Annotated in this window: 19 protein-coding genes and 1 pseudogene; 10 read left to right on the top strand and 10 right to left on the bottom strand. The window is 64.4% G+C overall.

Translation table 11 applies throughout. The features are described 5' to 3' along the window. Positions 1-171 precede the first annotated feature (171 nt). Together AC0L3S_RS12290 and AC0L3S_RS12285 are read left to right on the top strand one after the other, a co-directional pair. Complete coding sequence (locus tag AC0L3S_RS12290; RefSeq protein ID WP_473279243.1) at positions 172-1,722, top strand: ABC transporter substrate-binding protein; 1,551 nt, start codon at positions 172-174, stop codon at positions 1,720-1,722. A gap of 4 nt (positions 1,723-1,726) precedes the next feature. Further along, positions 1,727-3,271 (top strand): GMC family oxidoreductase, encoded by a 1,545-nt coding sequence (locus tag AC0L3S_RS12285; RefSeq protein WP_473279242.1) that lies wholly within the window; start codon positions 1,727-1,729, stop codon positions 3,269-3,271. A gap of 52 nt (positions 3,272-3,323) precedes the next feature. Here AC0L3S_RS12285 and AC0L3S_RS12280 read toward each other — a convergent pair whose 3' ends face one another. Continuing rightward, positions 3,324-4,538, bottom strand: coding sequence for a YeeE/YedE family protein (locus AC0L3S_RS12280; protein ID WP_473279241.1), 1,215 nt, complete (start codon positions 4,536-4,538; stop codon positions 3,324-3,326). 1,043 nt (positions 4,539-5,581) lie between these two features. Then, the gene (locus AC0L3S_RS12275) at positions 5,582-6,505 is read right to left on the bottom strand and encodes a LysR substrate-binding domain-containing protein (RefSeq protein ID WP_473279253.1); all 924 of its coding nucleotides are present in this window, start codon (positions 6,503-6,505) and stop codon (positions 5,582-5,584) included. 108 nt (positions 6,506-6,613) lie between these two features. Here AC0L3S_RS12275 and AC0L3S_RS12270 point away from each other — a divergent pair. Both AC0L3S_RS12270 and AC0L3S_RS12265 read left to right on the top strand, forming a co-directional pair. Then, positions 6,614-6,712 (top strand): annotated as a pseudogene (locus tag AC0L3S_RS12270) (alpha/beta hydrolase); the annotation flags it as partial. A 275-nt stretch (positions 6,713-6,987) separates the two neighbouring features. Beyond that, entirely contained in the window at positions 6,988-7,806 is an 819-nt protein-coding gene (locus AC0L3S_RS12265; RefSeq protein WP_473259642.1) for an alpha/beta fold hydrolase, read from the top strand. 183 nt (positions 7,807-7,989) lie between these two features. Here the strand turns inward: AC0L3S_RS12265 and chrA are convergent, their stop codons facing one another. Then, positions 7,990-9,375, bottom strand: a complete 1,386-nt coding sequence (chrA, locus tag AC0L3S_RS12260) for a chromate efflux transporter (protein WP_473279240.1) — start codon at positions 9,373-9,375, stop codon at positions 7,990-7,992. Further along, a complete protein-coding gene (locus tag AC0L3S_RS12255) occupies positions 9,375-10,193 on the bottom strand; it encodes a chromate resistance protein ChrB domain-containing protein (protein WP_026233570.1) in 819 nt (272 codons plus the stop codon). Before AC0L3S_RS12255 ends, chrA begins: the two co-directional genes overlap by 1 nt. A gap of 195 nt (positions 10,194-10,388) precedes the next feature. Here AC0L3S_RS12255 and dmeF point away from each other — a divergent pair, with 195 nt between their 5' ends. Continuing rightward, the gene (dmeF, locus tag AC0L3S_RS12250; RefSeq protein ID WP_473279237.1) at positions 10,389-11,345 is read left to right on the top strand and encodes a CDF family Co(II)/Ni(II) efflux transporter DmeF; all 957 of its coding nucleotides are present in this window, start codon (positions 10,389-10,391) and stop codon (positions 11,343-11,345) included. A gap of 95 nt (positions 11,346-11,440) precedes the next feature. Continuing rightward, positions 11,441-12,286: an N-acyl homoserine lactonase family protein gene (locus AC0L3S_RS12245; RefSeq protein WP_473279252.1), complete on the top strand. Its 846-nt coding sequence runs from the start codon at positions 11,441-11,443 to the stop codon at positions 12,284-12,286. 5 nt (positions 12,287-12,291) lie between these two features. On the opposite strand, the gene AC0L3S_RS12240 is transcribed toward AC0L3S_RS12245, so the two are convergent. Further along, the gene (locus AC0L3S_RS12240; protein ID WP_473279236.1) at positions 12,292-12,483 is read right to left on the bottom strand and encodes a hypothetical protein; all 192 of its coding nucleotides are present in this window, start codon (positions 12,481-12,483) and stop codon (positions 12,292-12,294) included. A 31-nt stretch (positions 12,484-12,514) separates the two neighbouring features. Continuing rightward, a complete protein-coding gene (locus AC0L3S_RS12235; protein WP_473279235.1) occupies positions 12,515-13,672 on the bottom strand; it encodes an MFS transporter in 1,158 nt (385 codons plus the stop codon). 162 nt (positions 13,673-13,834) lie between these two features. Between AC0L3S_RS12235 and AC0L3S_RS12230 the strand changes: the two genes are divergently transcribed. Further along, positions 13,835-15,094 (top strand): adenylate/guanylate cyclase domain-containing protein, encoded by a 1,260-nt coding sequence (locus tag AC0L3S_RS12230; protein ID WP_473279234.1) that lies wholly within the window; start codon positions 13,835-13,837, stop codon positions 15,092-15,094. A gap of 153 nt (positions 15,095-15,247) precedes the next feature. Here AC0L3S_RS12230 and AC0L3S_RS12225 read toward each other — a convergent pair whose 3' ends face one another. Next, a complete protein-coding gene (locus AC0L3S_RS12225; protein ID WP_473279233.1) occupies positions 15,248-16,492 on the bottom strand; it encodes an MFS transporter in 1,245 nt (414 codons plus the stop codon). Positions 16,493-16,659: 167 nt separating this feature from the next. Here AC0L3S_RS12225 and AC0L3S_RS12220 point away from each other — a divergent pair, with 167 nt between their 5' ends. Continuing rightward, complete coding sequence (locus AC0L3S_RS12220) at positions 16,660-18,012, top strand: Nramp family divalent metal transporter (protein ID WP_473279232.1); 1,353 nt, start codon at positions 16,660-16,662, stop codon at positions 18,010-18,012. Between the two features lie 116 nt (positions 18,013-18,128). Here the strand turns inward: AC0L3S_RS12220 and AC0L3S_RS12215 are convergent, their stop codons facing one another. The 3 genes from AC0L3S_RS12215 to hemB all read right to left on the bottom strand — a co-directional run bounded on the left by AC0L3S_RS12215 (position 18,129) and on the right by hemB (position 20,974). Next, positions 18,129-18,905, bottom strand: coding sequence for an arginyltransferase (locus tag AC0L3S_RS12215; protein ID WP_027518334.1), 777 nt, complete (start codon positions 18,903-18,905; stop codon positions 18,129-18,131). A 149-nt stretch (positions 18,906-19,054) separates the two neighbouring features. After that, positions 19,055-19,588, bottom strand: coding sequence for an RDD family protein (locus AC0L3S_RS12210; protein ID WP_473279231.1), 534 nt, complete (start codon positions 19,586-19,588; stop codon positions 19,055-19,057). A 324-nt stretch (positions 19,589-19,912) separates the two neighbouring features. Continuing rightward, entirely contained in the window at positions 19,913-20,974 is a 1,062-nt protein-coding gene (gene hemB / locus AC0L3S_RS12205; protein ID WP_247289350.1) for a porphobilinogen synthase, read from the bottom strand. A 122-nt stretch (positions 20,975-21,096) separates the two neighbouring features. Between hemB and AC0L3S_RS12200 the strand changes: the two genes are divergently transcribed. Together AC0L3S_RS12200 and ldtR are read left to right on the top strand one after the other, a co-directional pair. Continuing rightward, positions 21,097-21,594 (top strand): DUF6163 family protein, encoded by a 498-nt coding sequence (locus AC0L3S_RS12200; protein WP_473259667.1) that lies wholly within the window; start codon positions 21,097-21,099, stop codon positions 21,592-21,594. A gap of 519 nt (positions 21,595-22,113) precedes the next feature. After that, complete coding sequence (ldtR, locus tag AC0L3S_RS12195) at positions 22,114-22,632, top strand: transcriptional regulator LdtR (protein WP_007603420.1); 519 nt, start codon at positions 22,114-22,116, stop codon at positions 22,630-22,632. Positions 22,633-22,785 lie beyond the last annotated feature (153 nt).

The raw sequence follows: 22,785 nt of genomic DNA, 5'->3' as shown, positions 1-22,785 counted from the left end.
GCTTTCTCTGGAGTACTGGATCGCCCGGTCAAGCCGGGCGACGACAGCGAGGGTGCAGCGCGCAAACGCGCGGCAGATAGCTGTGAGCGCATAAGTGCCTTCCTCGAACGGGCACGAACATTGCCTTTTCCTGGCGACAGCAAACAGCTCGTCAACAGGCAAAAGGCACCAATGTCCAAACTGAAGGCTTTTATTCCGGCGCTATTCGCCTTGGCGCTGACCGCGCCGCCGGCGCATGCGGCGGGCAATCTCGTCGCGGTGCTCGAGGCGGAGATCATCACGCTCGATCCGCATTTCTCCACAGCCTACATTACGCGCACGTTCGGCTACATGGTGTTCGACACGCTGTTTGCGAAGGATTCCAAAGGCGAGATCAAGCCGCAGATGGTGCAGGACTGGAAAGTCTCGGCCGATGGCCTGACCTACAGTTTCACGCTGCGCGACGGCCTGAAATGGCATGACGGCCAGCCGGTCACGGCCGCCGATTGCGTCGCCTCGCTGCGTCGTTGGGGCACCCGCAGTGCGCTCGGCCGCCGCATCTTCGCGATCACGGCCTCGCTCGAGCCCACCGACGCAAAAACCTTCGTGCTGACGCTGAAGGAGCCGTCTGGTCTCGTCATCGACGCGCTCGGCAATCCCGTCAGTCCGGTCGCCTTCATGATGCCCGAGCGCGTTGCCAAAACGCCCGGCGACCAGCGCATCACCGAAATCGTCGGCTCCGGCCCGTTCGTCTACAGCAAAGCAGATCACCGCACCGGCGATCGCATGATCCTGAAGAAGTTCGCCGATTACGTGCCGCGTCCCGAGCCTGCCGACTTCCTCGCCGGCGGCAAGCGCGTCAACATCGACACGCTCGAGATCCGCGTTATTCCAGATGGTGCGACCGCAGCCTCCGCGCTGCAGGCCGGCGAAGTCGATTTCATGCAATACGCGCCGTTCGATCTGCTGCCGACGATGGAGAAGAACGCACGCGTGAAGCTCGTCAATTTCACCGGCGGCAACATGTTCGCGGGCGCATATCGCCTCAACGCCGCATCGAAGCCGTTCGACGATCCCGCCATCAGACGCGTGCTGTGGAAGCTGGTCGATCAGCGCGAGGTGCTGGACGCACTCGGCCTGGACGCCAAATACGCGGCTCCTTGCGCGACGTACTTCACCTGCGGCACCACCTATGACAGCAAGGCCGGCACGGAATCCGCCGCCAAGCCGTCGATCGAAGCGGCGAAGGCCGCGCTGAAGGCGACGAAATATGCCGGTGAGCCTGTCGTCGTGATGGAGGCCAACGATCTCGAAGCCCCCCGCGTCTCGGCGCAGGTGCTGGCCGAGCGGCTGAAACAGGCCGGCTTCAACGTCGACCTCCAGGTGATGGACTGGGCGAGCGTGCTGGCGCGCCGCGCCAAGAAGGAGGGCTGGAGCGTCTATGGCGTTCACGCCGGCGGTTTTGACCTCGGCTCGCCGCTGACCAACGTCATGGTCGCCTTCAACTGCGCCGACTTCACCGGCTGGCAATGCGACGCGCGCATCACGCCGCTGATGGAGGCCTTTGCCAAGGCGCCCGCCGAGGAGGATCGCAAGAAGATCGCAGGCGATATCCAGGCCGTCATGTACGACCAGGCGCCCGCTATACCGTGGGGCCAGTTCGCCCAGCCCGCCGCCTCTCGCACGACTTTGCGCGGTCAGATACCGTCGGCCATCCCGGTGTTCTGGAACGTTGAGAAGTAGCGCGATGTACGATGTCATTGTTGTCGGCGGCGGCTCCGCCGGCGCCGCTGTTGCGGCGCGGCTCTCGGAAGATCCCGCACGCCGCGTGCTGTTGCTTGAAGCCGGCCTCGACTGGCGCGCTGCCGAAGCGCCCTGGGAGGTGCGGACGCCAAATCCCATCCCGATCATCCACAAGCGCGAGTACCAGGAGAAATGGCAGTGGCCTGATCTTCTGACGCGCCGAGTGGCCGGGCAGGAGCCGCGCTTCTACTGGCGCGGCAAGGGGCTCGGCGGCTCCTCGATGATGAACGGCCAGATCGCCATCCGCGGCGTCGCCGATGCGTTCGACGAATGGGCCGCAAATGGCTGCACCGGCTGGTCGGCCAGGGACGTGATGCCGTTGTTCTCGGTGATCGAGGATGATCTGGAATTCGGCGACGCCGCCGGCCATGGCCGCGGCGGACCGCTGCCGGTCTATCGGGCGCCGCCGGAAAAGTGGGGCCCGATCGATCGTGGCTTGCGCGATGCGGCGCTGGCGAGCGGCTATCCCTGGTGCGCCGACGTCAACGGCCCTGATGGCGAGGGCGTCGCCTGCTATCCCATCAACAGCCGCGACAGCCGCCGCATCACCACCAATGAGGGTTATCTGGAGCCCGCGCGCGGTCGCGCCAATCTGGAAATTCGCGGGCATGCGCTGGTCGATCGCGTGCTGATCAGCGACGGTCGGGCGACCGGTCTTCGTGTTCACATCGAGGGGCAGGGCACCCGCGAGATCAGCGCGCGCCAGATCGTGCTGTGCGCAGGCGCCATCCACAGCCCGGCAATCCTGCTGCGCTCGGGCATCGGACCTGCGGATGAGCTGAAGGCGATGGGGATTGCGGTCGAGCGCGACCTGCCGGTCGGCAAGCACTTCTTCGACCATCCGCTGTTTCGCGCCACGATCCAGCTCCAGGAAGACCTGCGGCCGACCGATCCGGACACGCGTCATACCAATTGCTGCGTGACCTACTCGTCGGGCCTCGCCGACGGCGGCAAGCGCGACATGATCCTGATCGCCTTCAACCACCGCGGCATCGGTGTGCCCGGAGCGATCGGGGCCGGGCTGTTCAACGCCTATTCGCGTGGCACGCTCAAATTGGCCTCGACCGATCCCGCGATCGATCCCGTTGTCGAGGAGAACATGCTGGCCGATCCCCGCGACATGCTGCGCATGATGGATGCGGTGAGGCGGCTCGCCGTGATCACCGCCCAGCCGGCGTTATCAGGCATCACCGACTGGATCCGGCTCGCCGACACCGATCTGACGCTGCCGCAGGCTGCGGCCTTGCCCGATCAGGAGCTCGACGCGCTGCTGCGGCGTGAGACCGGCGACATCCAGCATGCTGCCGGCAGCTGCCGCATGACCGGCGTCAACGACGCTGACGGCGTGGTCAACCCTGACGGCACCGTGAAGGGCATCTCCGGCCTACGCGTCGCCGACGCCTCGATCATGCCATCGGATTGCCGGGCCAACACCCACTTCACGACAGTGGTGATTGGGGAAGCGATTGCGCGGATGATGATGCGGTAGGTTCAATCGCCGGTCCCGCCACGGCGGTCTGACGAACGCGCATGCGAAAAACCTACCGCTCGACGGCCAGGCCGAACAGCGGTCGGAGGTGTGTTCCCAGAATGTTGCCGACGAAAGCCGCGACCAGCCAGCACCAGCCGTGCAGGCTGCCCGATGCGATTCCGCTGAAATAAGCGCCGATATTGCAGCCATAGGCGAGCCGGGCGCCATACCCGAGCAGCAGGCCGCCGATGATGGCTGCAAGGAGCGAGGATGCGGAGATGCGCCATGTCGGATGGAATTTGCCGGCGAGGCCCGCGGCCAGCAACGCTCCCAGGATGATGCCGAAGTCCATCACGGAGGTGATGTCGGCGAAGACGCTTTGGTGCAGCGAGGCGGCCCGAGCACCCTGCCAATAGGGCCATGAGGCGACGTCGACGCCGAAGCCCATCAGGATCTTCGATCCCCAGAGCGCGAAAGCGGAGGTGATGCCCCAGGGACGTCCCGCTAGATACAGCGTGGCGAAATTTCCGATCGCAAGCAGGATCGCGCCCCACAGGAGCGGCCACGGCCCCTGCATGAAGCGGCGCGCGCCGCGCAGCTTCGTCCGCGCTCCCGGCTCGAGTTGGCCGTGCCGGGCGATCTCGGCCCTGACGGTGAGGAGGTAGATTGCAGCCATCACAGCCCAGCAGAGCACGAGCGCCGGCAGCCATCCGAGCCGTTCGATCAACGAGACGGCGCCGATGTTCGGCAGCGCGCTCCACCACGGCAAATGCAATGCACCGAGCGTAGATCCGGCGATGAAGGCCGCCAACGTCACCAGCATGCGGGTGTTGCCGCCGCCGGCGGTATAAAGCGTTCCCGATGCACAGCCGCCGCCAAGCTGCATTCCAAGGCCGAACAGGAACGCCCCGGTCAGCATGCCCACGCCCACTGCGCCGAGCTCGCCATGCACGGCGACGCCGAACAGCGTGCTTTGCGCCAGGGCCGGAAAGAAGAGGGCGGTTGCCAGCGCCAGCATGACCATTTGCGCACGGAGGCCGGCGCCTCGTCGCGCGACAATGAAGACGCGCCAGGCCGAGGTGAACCCGAACAGCGCATGGTACAGCGTCAGGCCAAGTGCGCCTCCGACAAGAAACAACAATCCCTGTTGCCGGGAGATCGTACCTGACAAGGCCGCTGCGCCCGCCAGAAGAATTGCCGCAGCGACAACGACGACCGTGAAATTGACGCCGTGCCGGTCATTGTCAGGGGCAAGCAGTCGCGCATCGATGGATAGATCGGTCATGGCTCATCCAAAAAGCGGAGTCCTCGGCAGTGGGAGCTAACCTTGGCGAATTCTCCCCGTTCCAATCTTCCCACATTGGAACTGATGGGATCGCGCTAGGCTGTCATGCCCCGGCTCGACCGGGGCATCTAGTACGCCGCGGCTTCTCTTCTCAATCACGATCGTCTCGGAGTACTGGGTCGCCCGGTCAAGCCGGGCGACGACAGCGAGAGTGGAATGACTGGTCTTCGCGCCGATATACAATCCAAACAGCGGACGAGCGCTCGCGATCTCGCGGCGCGTTCCGCCCGAGTTTGCTTCGTCGCATTGCCCTCGTTGAGACAAGGGCGCAGGGAAGGCCGGGCGCCGGCTGGCACCCGCAGGTCCGTGCGCGATAGAAATGCACACGGGGTGGACCACAGGTTCGCCGGATCGCCCGGCCTTCCCTGCGCGATGGTTTTAACGTCTCCTTCGTGCTCTCCTCGGGGAGCGATGCACTATTGCCCCCGTCGCCATGCAGATGACTGATGCGCGCGCCCGGTTGGGCCGCCACATCACCGCAGGACTTGACGCACAGACCCCGGGCGTCAGGACCACACGACTTGTTCGTCCGCGCACGTCCTCGCATGTCGCTTCGAGTGCTGGCGTGTGCTCACACCCGAAACCATGCCAAGACGCTTTCGGCATCGTGTCGTAGGCACGAAAGCCATTGCTCACAGCCGAAGCCGCCCTGCAATGCCTGTTATGCCCGACGCCGTCGCGTCCATCGCTGCCCAGCCCGCGGTTCGTGACGATCGCGATCCGCCCCTTGTCTCGGGCCAGGGTGTGTCGCTTGTACGTCAAATCCGAATTTCGGTAAAGTGGAATATTTCGCGGGGTGGGCTTGACAGGCGGTGTGGCGGAAATGGTCGCGGCTGTTTTGCCCGACGGGCACGGGGAGGCGAGGGGGACGAGCTTTGGCCCAAAGTGCTGAGAGACGGCAGCTTTTGAGGGCGGAGCGGGAGTCGTTCGGCTCGGTCATCATCGACGGCTTGTGACCCCGTAGCGGACTCTCGCATCGGTTACTAGTCAGCTTCAACGTAGCGAATGATGCTCTGATTTTGAACGTTTGCAACCAATTCATCCGCGCGGGACAAAAGACGGCGGAGCAGCGGCGACGGATTGGTCCGATTGTATCCCAGCGCCAGATCGACCGACGGCGTGCCGCCCTCGAGCGCTCTGGCGACGACGTTCGGTGCAAGCATGTTCTGCGCATAGAGCGGGACGAGGCTAATTCCGCCTGTGGAAGCCACGAGCGACATGGCCGATGATATGTTTTCGCCTTCGTATTTCGCCTTGAGGGTAATGCCGACCCGAGATGCGTAATCCTGTATGACCTCTTGCAAGACCGGCGATGTTCTTGCCGAGCTGACATAGATCTCGCGGGCGAGATCCTGCGGACGAATCTTCTTCCGTGACGCCAAGCGGTGTTCGGCCGGCAGCACGGCAATCAAGGGCTCCTTCGCCAATATCTTGAAGACGACGCCCTCGTTGTCTTTCTCTGGACGAAGGAAAGCAATGTCCAGCTTTCCCCGCATCAATGCCAGTGCGAGTTCTGGCGAAGATTGCGTGCTGAGCGTCACGTCGACATCGGGGGCTTCCTCGCGGAGGATGCGCAGCAGCTGGGGGAGCCACATCACCTCCAGCCCGACGAGAAAGCCCATCGAGAGGACGGGCCTTTGCGGTTGCGCCGTCTGCCGGGCCCCTTCCGTTGCGGCCTCGACCTGCAGCAGCGCCAGCCGCACATGATCGAGAAACACGCGTCCGGCAGCGGTCAGCGTCACGCCTCGCGCCTGGCGCTCCAACAATTGGACGCCGACTTCGGCTTCCAGATCGCGAATTTGCCGGCTCAAGGACGGCTGGGAGGTGTTCAGTCGCCGTTCGGCGGCGTTCAGCAGGCTGCCTTCTTCAGCGACGGCAACGAAATAGCGCAGGTGCCGGAGCTCCATGATCCCTCGTATATCTTCCAGGCATAGCTTGAAGCCTACAAGGTCTTGGTCAGGAGCCAAAGAGGGATTTACCGTTTCGCAGTCTTCAACCAAAAAGGACAACGAACAATGTCTTCGCCGAAGCATAGTATCGTCTTTAGCAAAGTGATCCCAGCACTCCAGGCCGATAGGCACGGCGTGATCGCAATTCAGTACGGCCTCGACAATTCTGCAGCGCGATCGAGAGTGGAGTCCCTCATTTAGCGGGAAACGCACGCGAATGCGCAGGAGCGACGAATAGCGCCGTGCCGGATCCGGCGATAACGCGTCGGCGATCGGGTGTCGTCACGCCAAGGGCTCGCCTGCGAGGCCGCTGAACATCGTGTCTTTTGGAAAGCCAGGGGGCGCGGTCTGTGGCCTGATCAGCTTGGGCCTGCCTGCTTTTTAGACCCCCGTCCGCAAACGTTTCAACAAAGATCTGACAGCGCAGATGGAGCGACTCGATGTCGACGATCACGACTACAGACGGCGTAAGCATTTTCTACAAAGATTGGGGATCAGGTCAGCCTATCGTGTTCAGCCACGGCTGGCCGCTGACAGCGGACGACTGGGATGCCCAGATGATGTTCTTCCTTCGCCACGGCTACCGGGTGATCGCCCATGACCGGCGCGGCCACGGCCGGTCCGACCAACCCAACACCGGCAACAATATGGACAATTGGGTTGCCGACCTCGCGGCCCTGACTGAACACCTCAGCCTGCGCGACGCGATACATATCGGGCATTCGACAGGTTGCGGTGAGGTCGCTCGCTATGTTGCTCGCCACCCGGCGCGCGTCGCGAAGGCCGTGCTGGTCGCTTCACTGACGCCGAACATGTACCGGAGCGAGGACAATCCGTCCGGTCAACCGCCGGAGTGGTTCGAAGCGATCCGGGCAGGTATGTTGGGTAACCGGTCGGAGTTCTACCGTTTCGTCCCTGAGAATCCGTTCTACGGCTACAATCTCGACGGAGCCAAGCCTTCGGAGGCCATTATCGCCAACTGGTGGCGCCAAGGCATGGCTGGTGGTGCCCTCGCTCACTATGCGACCGTCGACTCTTGGCTCGAAGACTACACCGAGGATCTCAAGAAGATCACCGTGCCGGTGCTGGTGATGCATGGCGAGGCGGATCAAGTCGTCCCATTCGCAAGTACCGTGCCGCGTGCGGTCAACCTGCTTAAGAACGGCTCGCTGAAGACTTATCCCGGCTATCCCCATGGCATGCTCACCACACATGCGGATGTCCTCAACCCCGACCTGCTCTCGTTCATCAGGTCTTGACGACATCGCTCATCCGTCATCGTCTCCCGCACGAAGGAGATGCCGTTTGCAAGGCGGCCTCTCCTTCCAGTTCAAGAGACGGTGTACGACAGCCGCTTTTTGGCCCATAGCCGCCATGCAATCTGACGGCTTAGTGACGCCTTCAAGGGCACCCCGGACGCAACGAACCACTGAGTTCGCGTCCTAGATCACCCCCGCCAACCGCAATGCCACGCCCGCAGCGCAACTGCCCGCCAGCACCGTCAGCATCCCCAGCTTGAAGCGGAAAATCGCCGTTGCGGCCGCGATCGACAGCACGAGCGCGGGGATATCGACGCTGGTCAGCACCGGCATGTCGAAGGCAAACGGGAAGGCGTGCACCGGAACGGTGTCGCGGAACAGCGTGTGCAGCGCGAACCAGATCGAGAGGTTGAGGATCACGCCGACGACGGCAGCCGTGATGGCACTGAGCGCACCGCCGAGGCCCTTGTTGCCGCGCAGCCGTTCGACGTAGGGGGCGCCTACAAAAATCCAGAGGAAGCAGGGTGTGAAGGTGACCCAGGTCGCGAGCAGCCCGCCGAGCGTGGCCGCGAGCATCGGCGACAGCCCGCTGGCGTCGCGGTAGGCGGCCATGAAGCCCACGAACTGGAGCACCATGATCAAGGGGCCCGGCGTGGTCTCGGCCATGCCGAGACCGTCGAGCATCTCGTGCGGCTTGAGCCAGTGATAATTCTCGACCGCCTGCTGGGCGACATAGGCCAGCACTGCGTAGGCGCCACCGAAGGTGACCAGCGCCATTTTCGAGAAGAACAGTGCGATGTGACTGAAGACATTCTCTTGTCCAACAGCGAGCAGCAGCGCGATCACCGGCACCAGCCACAGCGCCAGCCACAACGCGCCGACGCGAATCGTGCGCGCGGTGTTGGGGCGTACATGCTCGGGCACGGCGTCGCCGAGCATGCTGTCGATCACGGCGCTGCTGCCGGCAGGGCCGTGACCGGCCGGCGCGAATTCCGGACGGCCCTGTTTGGCACCGATATATCCGATGACGCCTGCGGCGATGATGATGACCGGGAAGGGGATCGCGAAGAAGAAAATCGCGACGAAGGCGATCGCGGCAAGCGCGATCATGATGCGGTTCTTCAGCGCGCGCTTGCCGACGCGCACCACCGCCTCGACGACAATGGCGAGCACGGCGGCCTTCAGCCCGAAGAACAGCGCCTCGACGAAGCTGACGTTGCCGAAGGCGGCGTAGACGTAGCTCAGTCCCATGATGGCGATGATGCCGGGCAGGATGAACAGCCCGCCCGCCATCAGCCCGCCGGCGGTGCGATGCATCAGCCAGCCGACATAGGTCGCGAGCTGCTGTGCTTCCGGGCCCGGCAGCAGCATGCAGTAATTGAGCGCGTGGAGGAAACGGGCTTCCGAAATCCAGTTCTTCTCCTCGACCAGGATGCGGTGCATCACCGCGATCTGGCCCGCGGGCCCGCCAAAACTCAGGCAGGCGACGCGGAGCCAGACGCGAAAGGCTTCACTGAAGCTGACGCCGTGACCGGCATCAGCTCCTGCTTCGATCGTACGCGTATCCATCAAGCCTTCGCCTTGTTGGTCGGCCAGTTATGGGTCTCGGACGTGGCGTCACGGCACCACCGGTAGAACGCGTCGTAGAGCAGCATGCCGGCCTCGAGCTGTTCGAGGTCGTCATCATACATCCGCGACAGCCCGAGCGAAGCTGCGAGCAGGCCGGGGGCCTCCGGCGCAAGGTCGGGCCGCCCGGTGTCGGCGCCGCGCACCAGCGTTGCGAGCCGGAGCAGCGCCGGCGCTGCAATCCCGAACTCCTCGATCATCACGTCGAAGGTGCAGAGCTCACCACGGTGGCTCCAGAACACGTTCTCGATGTCGAACGGGGCTGCCTTGAAGCGTTCGCCGACGGCGACCACTTCGGACGGAGCCACGAACAGGAACACCGCGTTTGGATCGACGAAGCGTCGGATCAGCCAGGGGCAGGCGATGCGGTCGACCTTGGGCCGCGCCCGCGTCACCCAGACGGTGCGTCCCTTGGCGTCGCGCGGCGGCAGCTTGCGGGTATCGAGGAGCGGCAGCTTTGCGTCCTTCCAGCCCTCGAAGCCGCCTTCCAGCGTCTCGGCCTGGACCCCAAGCTGCCTGAGCCAGGCCGCCGTGCCCTGCGCCAGCTTTGCGCCGCGCAGGCAGGAGACGATGGCGGTGCGGCCGGCGAATTCGGCACCCCATTCCGGAACATTGTCGTGACTGAGCTTGATCGAACCCGGGATCAACCGCCGGTCGGCGGCAAAATCCTCGTCGGTGCGCACGTCGATCAGGGCAGGAGCGTTCGCCGTGCCGATCAACCGTGCCAGTTTGTCAGATGATATCGTCGTGTAGGAAGACATGATGCGCCCTCGTGAAAAACAACGGGACGCGATACTTGGGCATGTCGCCTCGTGGGGAGATCGCTCAAATCCCCATGGCCTTCATTACACCGAAACGGCACCTACCTGTCAATCGGCTCGTTCCGGCGATTTTGCCCAGAAGACTCGCAGGTCTATATTAGGGGTCAACGGCCCGGGCCTTTCGGAGACTTTGCGATGCATTCTCATTCCGTCGAACAATGGACCCATGACCACGCCTTCCTGGGCGACAAGCACGACGAGAACGAGCGGCGCACCTGGCTCGTCGTCATCCTGACGCTGGTCATGATGGTCGGCGAGATCGTCGCCGGCTCGCTGTTCGGCTCGATGGCACTGCTCGCCGACGGCTGGCACATGGGCACGCATGCGGCGGCGCTGGGGATTGCCGCGTTCGCCTATCGCTTTGCGCGGAGGCACCTGGGGAGCTCGCATTTCAGCTTCGGGACTGGGAAATTCGGCGATCTCGCCGCCTTCGCCAGCGCGATCATCCTCGGTCTGATCGCGGTCGAGATCGCCTATGAGAGCGTGCTGCGGCTGATCAATCCGGTGCCGATCGTCTATGGCGAGGCGATCGCGGTCGCTGCCCTCGGTCTGTGCGTCAACCTCGCCAGTGCCTGGCTGCTCCGCGACAGCCATGGTCATCACCATCATGGCCATGCGTATGATGATCACGATCATCATGATCACGATGATCATCATCATCACCAGCATCACGACAACAATCTCCGCGCGGCCTATGTCCACGTCATGGCGGACGCAGCGACCTCGGTGCTGGCGATCGTCGCGCTCGTGGTCGCCATGTATTCGGGATGGGCCTGGGCCGATCCGGCGGTCGGCCTGATCGGCAGTGCCGTGATCGCAAGCTGGGCGTTCGGTCTGATCAAGACGTCAGGCGCGGTGCTGCTCGACGTGCGCGCCGACGAGAAGCTCGAGCGTGTGATCCGGGCGCGCATGGAGGTCGGCGACGACCGCGTCACCGATCTGCATCTGTGGCAGGTCGGTCCCGGCCATTGCGCCGTGCTGGTGTCCGTGGTGTCGGACAAGCCCAAGCAGCCGGCGGTCTACAAAAAGCGGCTCGCCGGACTGAAGGGGCTGAGCCACGTTACCGTCGAGGTCGAGACCTGCCCGCGTTGACAATGTCTTTTGCGGGAATTCTGCGGACTGGCCGGGGTTGATCTTCGGTCACAGCCGACATGGCAGTCGACATGGCTGCAAGGGAGGGACGAATGATGCCAAGGGTCAAGAGGATCAAAAGGACCAAGCTCGCTGTCGCCGTCGCTGCACTCGTTCTGTCCGGTCATGCGGTGCTCGCGCAGTCCGAAAAGACGGGTGTCGAAAAGCTCTACGTCTTCAATTGCGGGGAGGGCACCGCTGGCGACATCTCGCGCTGGACGCCCGGCCTCAACGAGGGCAAGACGATGGACTTCGTCGACAGCTGCTATCTCATCAAGCACGCCAAGGGCTGGTTCCTGTGGGACACCGGCATCACCGACGCAGTCGCCGCGATGCCGAATGGCCTTGCGCCAGCCGATCCCAAAGCCGTGACCTGGCGCCGGCCGAAGACGCTTGCCGCCCAGCTCGAACAGCTCGGCCTCAAGCCGGATGACGTCAAGATGATGGCGGTCTCGCACACCCATCCCGACCACACTGGCAATGTCGAGCTATTCCCGCAGGCCACGCTCTACGTGCAGAAGGCCGAGTATGACTGGCCCGGCGCCAACAACGAGCCGCGGTTCAAGCCGTCACATCCGGTCGAGCTGCTTGCGGGCGACAAGGACGTGTTCGGCGACGGCAGCGTGACCATCCTGTCGACGCCCGGCCATACGCCGGGACACCAATCGTTGCTGGTAAAGCTGCCGAAGACCGGCGCCGTCGTGCTGTCGGGCGATGCGGTGCATTTCAAGGACAATTGGGACAACCGCCGCGTGCCCAGCATGAACGCCAACAAGGACCATAGCGCGGCCTCGATGCAGAAGATCGCCGACACGCTCAGTAAGGAGAAGGCGCAGCTGTGGATCAACCACGACAAGTCCCAGCGCGACAGCCAGAAGATGTCGCCGGAGTTTTACGACTAGCGCGGCTAGCCTTTCGGTGCGGTCACGGCGGGCGGGCTCGCGTCCGGCGCCTTCTTCGGCTTCAGCGAGCCGGCGTAGAAGGAGATCAGCCAGACCAGGATGATGGCGAGGAGATAGACACCCCAGGCCTGCGGCGGCGTGGTCGCCCAGCGCAGGAGGCCTTTGAATGTGCGGGGCGGGCGCGTGTCTTCGGTCATGCTCCGCTTGTGCGCGAAAGCTCCCGCCCGGTCAATCCGGCCGCGGTTGCGCGCGGATCATGAACAGCGCGGCCAGCGCCGAGAGGCTGAGCGCGGAGGAGACGATCAGCACCTTGGCGCCCATGACGTCGATGAGCAGGCCGAAGGCCAGCGGCGCCACGGCCTGCGCCATCCGTGCCGGCGCGCCGATGATGCCGAGGCGATAGCCGAAATCCTTGGGGCCGAAGATCGACAGCGGCAGCGTGCCGCGCGCGATGGTCAAAATGCCGTTGCCGGAGCCGTGGAACAGCGCAAACGCGCTGGCTGCGGCGCCGCCGAAGATCGCCACGACCACCGCGCCGATCGGGTGGGTGAGGCAGGCAAGCCGCGTCGACCACAGCGGGTGAAAGCGGCTGAGGAAGCCTGCTTCCAGAACCCGCGCGGCCACTTGCGCAGGGCCAATCAGCGCTCCGGCCGCGATCGCCTCGACCGGCGTCGCGCCGGTGGTCTCCAGGATACGCGGAAAATGCGCGGCCATCGCGCCGGTGACGGTCCAGACCGCGGCGAAGACGAACGCGAGCAGGATCATGGTGCGGTCGAGCGGCAGATGCGGCTTCTCTGCTGTCGCCGCGGCCTGCCTCGCGCCCTTGATCGTCGGCAGCATGAAGAAATTCAGCGGCAGGCTGATCAGGATATTGGCGGCGGCCCAGGCGAAGCAGGTGTCGCGCCAGCCGATATGGGCGAGGCCCCAGGCGGTGAGCGGCCAGCCAATGGTGGATGCAAAGCCCGCCATCAGCGTGATGCCGGTGATCGGCCTGCGCGCCTCGGTGCCGTAGATGCGGCCGAGCGCGGCGAAGGCGGCGTCGTAGAGCCCCATCGCCATGCCGATGCCGAGCACGAGCCAGGCCATCGTCATCACCGCCACCGATTGCGAGAGGCCGAGCAGAACGAGACCGGCGGCGATCGTCAGGTTCGACACCGAGAGGACCTGCCGGCCGCCGACGAGATCGATCTGTCGCCCGATACGCGGGCCGAGCAGCGCCGAGATCACCAGCGAGGCCGAGAACGCGCCAAAGACCCAGTTCGAGGAGATGCCGAGATCGCGCGCCATGGGATCGGCGAGCAGCGCCGGCAGATAGTAGCTCGAGGCCCAGGCCAGGGTCTGCGTGGTACCGAGCGCCAGGATGATCGGAAGCTGGCGCTGGCTCATATCCCGGTATTTCTGGTCGGCGGTGTCATCATTCGCATTTGCGGCCCGAGGCGGCAGCGCGTCAACAGCGTCCGCGACATATGCGACCTACCGCGGGTGGGAGCCTTGACGCAAGGTCGCGCCCCGCCTTTCGCTCGTCACGAATGCACGGCATAATGGCGCATGCAATTGACCTCGCGCCTTGCGTTGATGAACTGGTTGGCCGGCCAGGGGCTCACCGGCCTGCCCGAACCCGAACTGCTGCGCGGCTTCTGCGAGCGCTGCCGCGCCGAGGGGCTGGAACTCTCGCGTGGGCTTGTCGTCATCGATACGCTGCACCCGATCTACGAGGGGCGCGCCTTCCGCTGGAGCGATACGCCGAGCAACGAGAGCGACGTGGTCGAATACGGCTCGACGGCCGAGGGCGACGCGGCCAACAATTGGCGCCGGTCGGTGTTCTATCATTTGCTCGAGCATGGCCACGACGAGATGGTGATCGACCTCGCCGACGCGCCCTCGCTCGATTTTTCGCAGATCGGCGAGCTCGCCGAAACGGGTCACCGCCATTTCCTGGCCTTTGTGCACCGCTTCGGCGAGACCGGAGCGCTTGGGCAGATGGACTGCCTCTACTCCTCCTGGACAACGCGACGCGACAGCGGCTTCGCGGAAGGCGAGCTCGCGGCGCTGCGCGATCTCGTGCCGGTGCTGGGGCTCGCGATCAAGTCGGCGCAGCAGGTCGACATCGCGCGCACGCTCGGCCGCGTCTATCTCGGACGCGATGCGTCAGAGCAGGTTTTGAGCGGACGTATCTCGCGCGGCGTCACCGAGCGCATCAACGCCGTGCTCTGGTATTCGGATCTGCGCGGCTCGACCGGAATCAGCGAGCGCATCGGCCCCGACGAGATCATCCCGTTCCTCAACGACTATGCGCAGGCCGTGATCGATGCGATCCACGACGCCGGCGGCGATGTGCTGAAGCTGATCGGCGACGGCGTGCTCGCGATGTTCACCGGCGAGGACATGGCGCATGCCCGGCGCGCGGCGCTACGCGCCGAGCATCTGTTCCGCAAGAACGTCGCTGCGCTGAACCTGCGGCGGGGGGCCGAGGGCCGTCCCACCACGTCCGCCTATATCGGCCTGCATGTCGGCGAGGTCTTTTACGGCAATATCGGCAGCGAGGACCGGCTAGACTTCACCGTGGTCGGTCCGACCGTGAACGAGGTCAGTCGCATCGCCTCGATGAGCCGTTCGGTCGATCGCGAGCTGCTGGCCTCGGCGGAGTTCTACAAGGGCCTTGACGCCGCCGGCCGTCGCTATCTCGTCTCCACCGGCCGCTACGCCCTGCGCGGCATCGGCCGCGCGCAGGATCTCTACACGCTCGATCCCGAGGTGGACGCGAGCGAGCCGGTGACGGGGAGCTACGAGCGATATCTGGCGGGCTAGGCTGGCTGCTCCCCCAATGTCGTCCTGGCGAAAGCCAGGACCCATAACCACCGACTGTAGTTTTGCGAAGACTTGTAGTTGGCGATTTCTTGCCAAACTGCTCCCTTGGGTAATGGGTCCTGGCTTTCGCCAGGACGACGCCAGAGAAATTGTCTAACACCGCGCCGCCACCTCATCGCCCACCATGTCCGGCTGCCGGTCCAGCGCCACCGCGGGCGAGAGCCAGATCACCAGCGCCTGCACGCCGAACACCGCCGCGGCGAGATACAGGCAGGCTTCCGCGCTCCAGACACCGCCGACGATAGCTCCGAGCGCCGAGCCGACCGGACGGGCGCCGTAGCTCATGATGTTGATGGCGGAGACGCGGCCGAGCAGGCGCGGCGGGGTTACCGACTGGCGCAGCGTCGTGGTCGAGATCACCCACAGGATCGGCCCGACGCCGAGCAGGAAGAAGCTCAACGCCGCAAGCCAGGGCGAGGGGACCAGCACCGTCAGCGCCATCACCATCGCGGCGACGAACCCGGTGACGGGGCCGAGGCCGACGACCGTGCCGAACGCGATGCGCTTCATCACGCGGGTGGCGAACAGCGCGCCGATCACCATGCCGACGCCGTACATCGTCAGCACGGCGCCGACACCGGCAGCGGTCAGGCCGAGGTGACGTACGGCGTAGGGCACGAACACCGCGATCTGCAGGAACCATCCGGTGTTGAAGATGAACTGGGTGATGAAGACCGGCCGCAGCAGCGGATGGTGGAACACGAACGCTGCGCCCTCGCGGATGTCCTGGAACGGATGCCGCCGTGGCGCCGGCGTGCGGGCGGGCTCGTAGATGCCGGAGAGCAGCACGACGGCGATTGCGGACAGCGCGGCCGCAAAGCCGAAGGCGGGGCCCGCGCCCCACCACCCCACCAGCGCGCCGCCGAGCGCAGGGCCGCTGGCGAACGCGATGGTGCGTGCAAGCTCGATCCGCGCATTGGCGGCCGGCAACAGGTCCGAACTCACCAGCGAGGGCACCAACGCCGGCGCGGCCACGCTGTAGACGACGGTACCGCACACGGCGGCAAAGCCGAGCAGAGCCAGCAGCGGCAGATTGAGCGCGCCGAGTGCGAGCAGCAGCACGATCGCTGCAAGGGCCGCGGCCCGCAGCGCCTCCGCGCCCGCCATCAGCGAACGGCGGGAGATGCGGTCGGCCAGCAGGCCGGCCGGGATGGCGAAGAGGACGAAGGGCAGGGTCAGCGCGGTCTGGAGCAGGCCCGTCTGGCCTTCGGCGACGCCGAGCGTCAGCACCGCGACGATGGGGGCCGCGGCCAGCGCGATCTGTTCGGCCGACTGTGCCGCCAGGTTCGACCAGGCGAGGCGGTTGAATGTCTCGGGGAGGCGTGGGGAATTTGACATGGCTCATTTCCTGCAAAGTCGGGTTAGCGCCACTATCCGCCTCGGGAGGCCGCCGAACCCACCCGGTTCCCGACAGGGCGCCAAATAGCGACCGCCACCGGAACGCACCCGGCTAGATGCAGTTGCAAATGAGTTGCAATAAGGCTCGACTTCGGTATTCTCGCCCCATGGATGCTCGCTCGCCCGATTTGACCCGAGACGCCGCCGGCTGGCGCAATGACGCGCCTGCGACCAAGAGCCTTGCCGAGGTGAATGCCTCGGTCGCCCTCCCCATCGCGGGGGTGTGGTGGCGGCGGCTGCTCGCCTTCGTCGGTCCGGGCTATCTGGTGTCGGTCGGCTACATGGACCCCGGCAATTGGGCGACCGACCTCGCCGGCGGGTCCAAGTTCGGTTACACGCTGCTCTCGGTCATCCTGCTCTCAAATTTGATGGCGATCCTGCTGCAATCGCTGGCGGCACGGCTCGGCATCGTCACCGACCGCGATCTCGCGCAAGCCTGCCGTGCGACCTATTCGCCGGCCGTGAATTTCCTGCTCTGGATCGCCTGCGAGGCGGCGATCATCGCCTGCGATCTCGCCGAGGTGATCGGCACCGCCATCGCGCTAAAACTCCTGTTCGGCATTCCCCTGATCGGCGGCGCGCTGATCGCTGCGCTGGACGCCTTCTTGCTGCTCATCCTGATGAATCGTGGCTTCCGTTTCCTCGAAGCCTTCGTCATCGCATTGCTCGTCGTGATCGCAGTCTGCTTCACGGTCCAGCTTGCCGCGGCGGCACCGCCGGTGGCCGAGATGCTGAAGGGATTTGTGCCGAAGACCGAGATCTTCACCAACCCCGAGATGCTCTACATCGCGATCGGCATCATCGGCGCGACCGTGATGCCGCATAATCTCTATCTGCACTCCTCGATCGTGCAGACGCGCGCCTATGAGCGCAACGACACGGGCCGGCGCGAGGCGATCAAATGGGCGACGACGGATTCGACCGTCGCCCTGATGCTGGCGCTGTTCATCAATGCGGCGATCCTCGTGGTGGCGGCTGCGACGTTCCACAAGAGCGGCCATTCTGATGTGGCCGAGATCGGCCAGGCCTTCGAGCTGCTGTCTCCGCTGCTCGGCCTCGGCATCGCCTCGACGCTGTTCGCGGTGGCGCTGCTCGCTTCGGGCCTGAATTCAACGGTGACGGCGACGCTCGCCGGACAGATCGTGATGGAGGGCTTTCTCGATTTGCGCCTGCCGAGCTGGGCACGCCGGTTGCTGACGCGCGGCATCGCGATCGTTCCCGTGATCGTCGTCACCGCAATCTATGGCGAGCGCGGCACGGCCGATCTGCTGGTGTTCAGTCAGGTCGTGCTGTCGATGCAGTTGCCCTTCGCGGTCATCCCGCTGGTCCGCTTCGTCTCCGACCGTCGCAAGATGGGCAAGTTCGTAATCCCGGTGTGGGTCGCGGCGATCGCGTGGATCGTCGCGGGCATCATTGTGATTTTGAACTTGAAGCTGCTCGCAGATACGCTGTTCGGGTGAACACGGCTGTCGTCGTCCGGCTCGACCGGACGACCCAGTATTCCAGAGACAGTTGTGAATGACCCGAGGCGTCGCGGCGTACTGGATGCGCCGCTTTCGCGTGGCATGACGGAGAGCTAATCCTGCGGCTCGGACGCGGCATCGCCCTGTGCGTCGATGCGCAGCCAGCCTGACGGCGCGAGGCGCTGCTGAGGCAGGAAGCGGGCCTTGTAGTCCATCTTCTTCGAGCCCTCGATCCAATAGCCGAGATAGACGTAAGGCAGTCCTTGCCGGCGAGCCCGGGCGATGTGGTCGAGGATCATGAAGGTGCCCATCGAGCGGCTGACTTCGCCGGGCTCGAAGAATGAATAGACCATCGACAGGCCGTCGCTGAGCACGTCGGTCAGCGCGACCGCGATCAGCTGCTCGCCGCGGCCGGTGATGCCGCTGTCGGGACCGCGCTTGCGGTACTCGATGATGCGGGTCTCGACGTGGCTGTCCTCGACCATCATGGCGTAGTCGAGCACGGTCATGTCGGCCATGCCGCCATGGCGGTGACGGGAATCGAGATAGGCGCGGAACACCGAATATTGCTCGGAGGTCGGCACCGCGCTGCGCTGCTCGCCGATGATGTCGGCGTTTCGCGCGATGACTTTTCGGAAGTTGCGGGAGGGGCGGAACTCGTTGGCGATCACCCGGACCGAGACGCAGGCGCGACACTGGTCGCAGGCGGGCCGGTAGGCGATCGATTGGCTGCGACGGAAGCCGCCATGGGTCAGGAGGTCGTTGAGGTCACCGGCGCGCTCACCTACGAGGTGCGTAAACACCTTGCGCTCGTGCCGGCCCGGCAGATAGGGGCAGGGGGAGGGCGCCGTGAGGTAAAATTGTGGGGTGTCGCGCGAGTGCTGGGTCAAGGGACGTCGTGGGCCTCCAAAATATGCATCAGCATCGCGCTACGAAAGCCGCCGGTCAATTGGTCTACTCGGCAGGTCAGATCGGACAGCATAGCGGGTCCAGGTTGATAGGTTCTTGATCAGCGGGTCCATGATCGAAAGGTCGCTGATCAGTATGTCCTGGCGCCTTGAGGCACCGGCGCGCGAACGGAATTGTTGATCACGACCGTTCCCAACACGAAATCCTGCAGCAAGCGCCTGCGGCCGTTGAAGAGGCCGACCAGGACGACGAAAGGCGACAGGAACGAGACGGTCACCCAGAACAGCACGGCGTGGGTGGCGCCGAGCACGAAATAGCCGGGCGCGCCGTACCAGGTGCGCAATTCAAGATCCATCACGCGCATGCCGATGGTCGCGGACGACGGACCGCCGATGCAGGCGCCGTAATAGACGATGGCCCAGATCACGGAGGCCGGCCAGGCCAGCCAGAAAAGCGCCCAGCCGATGCCGAGCGTGACCACGCCGAACACCGCGATGAAGAGGTAGCCGAGGATCACCGGCACCGAGATCACGACCATGTCGATCAGGAAAGCGAACACGCGCCGCGTCGCAACGCCGCGGAACAGTTCCGGGTGCAGATAGGGATCGTAGGCGTGAGCCGCACCATCACTGCGCCAGGCATTGCCCGAGTCCGAATACGACATCACCGTCCTCCCGAGGGGAAACTCCCGTGGCAGCACATGGGAATAGGCCGTCCGCGTGCCAAGGGTGCCGGGATTAACAAGACGAAATATTCCGGCGATTCGGGGGCGGTGGAGGTGGTGGCGGCGCCACACCCTCCGTGTCGTCCTGGCGAAAGCCAGGACCCATTACCCCAGGGCGTAGTTTGGCGATGACTGGAAGTTGGTACGTTCGCCGGTATCGATACCGCGTGCTCTCGATAGATCACGCGGTATGGGTCCTGGCTTTCGCCAGGACGACGATGAAGAGACAGGTGTGCCCGGCCTTCGCCGGGACGACATTGGGGCCTACCCCTGAGCGCGCAGCTTCTCCGCCGCCTTCGGTGCAAAGTAGCTCAGCACACCGTCGGCGCCGGCGCGCTTGAAGGCGAGCAGGCTCTCCATCATGGCGCGGTCGCCGTCGAGCCAGCCGTTGTTGGCGGCGGCGGCGATCATCGCGTATTCGCCGGAGACCTGATAGGCGAAGGTCGGCATTGCGAACGTGTCCTTCACGCGACGGACGACGTCGAGATAGGGCATGCCGGGCTTGACCATCACCATGTCGGCGCCCTCGGCGATGTCGAGCTCGACCTCGCGCAACGCCTCGTCGGTGTTGGCGCTGTCCATCTGGTAGGTGCGCTTGTCGCCGGTGAGCGTCTTGGCCGAGCCGATGGCATCGCGGAACGGGCCGTAGAAGGCGGAGGCGTATTTTGCGGCATAGGCCATGATCTGCACGTCAAGGAGGCCGGTGCGATCCAGGCCCTCGCGGATCGCGGCGACGCGGCCGTCCATCATGTCTGACGGCGCGATGATGTCGCAGCCGGCTTCGGCCTGCACCAGGGCCTGACGCACCAGCACGGCGACGGTTTCATCGTTCAGTATCTTGCCGTCGGAGATCAGACCGTCATGGCCGTGGCTGGTGAAGGGATCGAGCGCAACGTCGCAGAGAATGCCGATCTCCGGGAATTCCTTCTTGATCGCGCGCACCGCCTGGCAGACCAGATTGTTCGGGTTGGTGGCTTCCGAGCCCTCCTCGTCGCGCAGGGACGGGTCGGTGTAGGGAAACAGCGCGAGGCAGGGGATGGTGAGCTTCATCGCGCGCTCGGCGTCGCGCACGGCCTGGTCGACGCTGAGACGCTCGACGCCGGGCATCGAGGCGATCTGCTCGCGCTTGTTGTTGCCGTCGATCAGAAACAGCGGCCAGATCAGATCGTCCGTCGTGAGCACGTTCTCGCGCACCATGCGCCGGGCCCATTCGGCCTTGCGGTTGCGGCGTGGGCGGACGGTCAGATCGAGGGCAGGGGAGGCCCCAGTGCCATCCCGGCGCGAGACCTCGCGCAATTCGATCGGACGCCCGTACTTGATCGCCATCACTCTTCCTCCGGCTGGAATTATTCTTATACCAGCTCGCATGGTTCCCGTCACCGCGGGTTGACCTGCCGCAAAAGATGGCAGCCGATTGATTTTGCGGGGCAAAGCAGCCAGAAGGGGGCATGTCCGAGATCTCCACCCGCGATGCGGCCCGCGACAGCGCCAGGGATGCCGTCCGAGACAATGCCAGAGACAGCGCAATGTCGGTGGCGGCGATCTCGTCGGATCGGGCCGAGTCCGACGACAATGTCTGGACGCGCCGGCTCGTGCTGTTCCTGCGGGTGATGGCGCTGCTCTCGATTCTCAAGGGCCTCTATCATTGGGCGCAGGTGACGGGCTTCGTCGGCGGCGAGGACGAGGCGTTCGAGAACCAGTCGATGGCCTGGCAGGCCTCAACCATCTACTTCGCCGTGATCGAGCTCGTTGCCGCGGTTGGCCTCTGGCTCGCCACACCTTGGGGCGCCGTGGTGTGGCTGACGACCGTGGTGTCGATGGCGGTGATCGAGCTGATGTTCCCGGGCATCTACGGCGGCAGCCTGATTGTGGTCGGCGTCGAAGCCTTCATGCTCGCCGCCTATCTCGCGCTCGCCTGGATGGCCGCACGCGAACGGCCGCCATAGGCGAAGTCATTTCAACGTTCTCTCTCTCTCTCTCTCTTTCTCTCGTGCCCCGGACGCTGCGCAGCACGTAGTGATGCGCTGCTGAGCCGGGGCCCATCTCTCCACAAGCGCGTTTGTAGCCCCTGGGTCCCGGATCTTCGCTACGCTCGTCCGGGACACGAGGGCGCAGTTGTGCCCGCTTGGTTGACCGTTCGTTGCGTAAAATTCGACGTAAGTTTTCGCTAACCAGCCTGTTCCGCCACAGCTCTTACGCGGGCGTTTCGAAACGGGGCGGGGCTGTTCTGGAATGCGACAATCGGGGCGGACGGAGGGTGAACAGGACCTTTCGAGAGTCAACAGACTGTTGCGAAAAGTGCTTGTGGCACAGGCTTAATCCGCAATTCACTGTCTTAAATTCATGATCTCTTTATTCTCTTATTTAAGCCGATCTTCAAACGAGCCCCCTTAAGTTGCACCTATCAGACGGGACACAAGTTTCGTCGAATGAGTGTCGATAAAAACGACAACAGGGGAAGTGTCATGATGAAAGCCGTCGCAACTGCGGCAGATACCGCAGAACGCGTCTCCGGCCAGCAGGGTTCGGTGCAGACGCTCTATCTGGAAGCTTTGACTCTGGTGGAGCGGCTGCATCGCCGGCTGCTCGACGTCATCAAGGACGAGTTCGATCGCCGCGGCCGTGCGGACATCAACTCGGTGCAGGCGCTCCTGCTCTACAACATCGGCGACAAGGAGCTGACCGCGGGCGAACTGCGCACGCGCGGTTATTACCTCGGCTCCAACGTCTCCTACAATCTGAAGAAGCTCGTCGAACTCGGCTTCCTCGATCATCAGCGCTCGCGCGTCGATCGCCGCTCGGTGCGCATTCGCCTGACGCCGCAGGGCCAGGAAGTTCGCCGCATCGTCGACTCGCTCTACCAGAAGCACGTCAAGACCGTGGAGCAGGTCGGTGGCATCTCGGGCGAGGAGTTCTCGACCCTGAACAAGTCGCTGCATCGCCTCGAGCGGTTCTGGACCGACCAGATCCTGTATCGTCTCTGAGCTCTTCGACGGGATTTGGCCAAGCCGGCCCACAACAAGACCGGCAAGTCTCCCGAACGTGCCTGAGCTTCCCCAAGCGCGCCGGCCCGGCTCTGTCCGGACCGGTGCGTTTTTTCTATTTCGCGGTTGCGAAAAAATCCCCAACCGGTGGGA

This window comes from Bradyrhizobium sp. Ken01, from assembly GCF_055807355.1.
The sequence above is the reverse complement of the archived record's forward strand: the minus strand, read 5'-3'. Positions and strand labels throughout refer to the sequence as shown.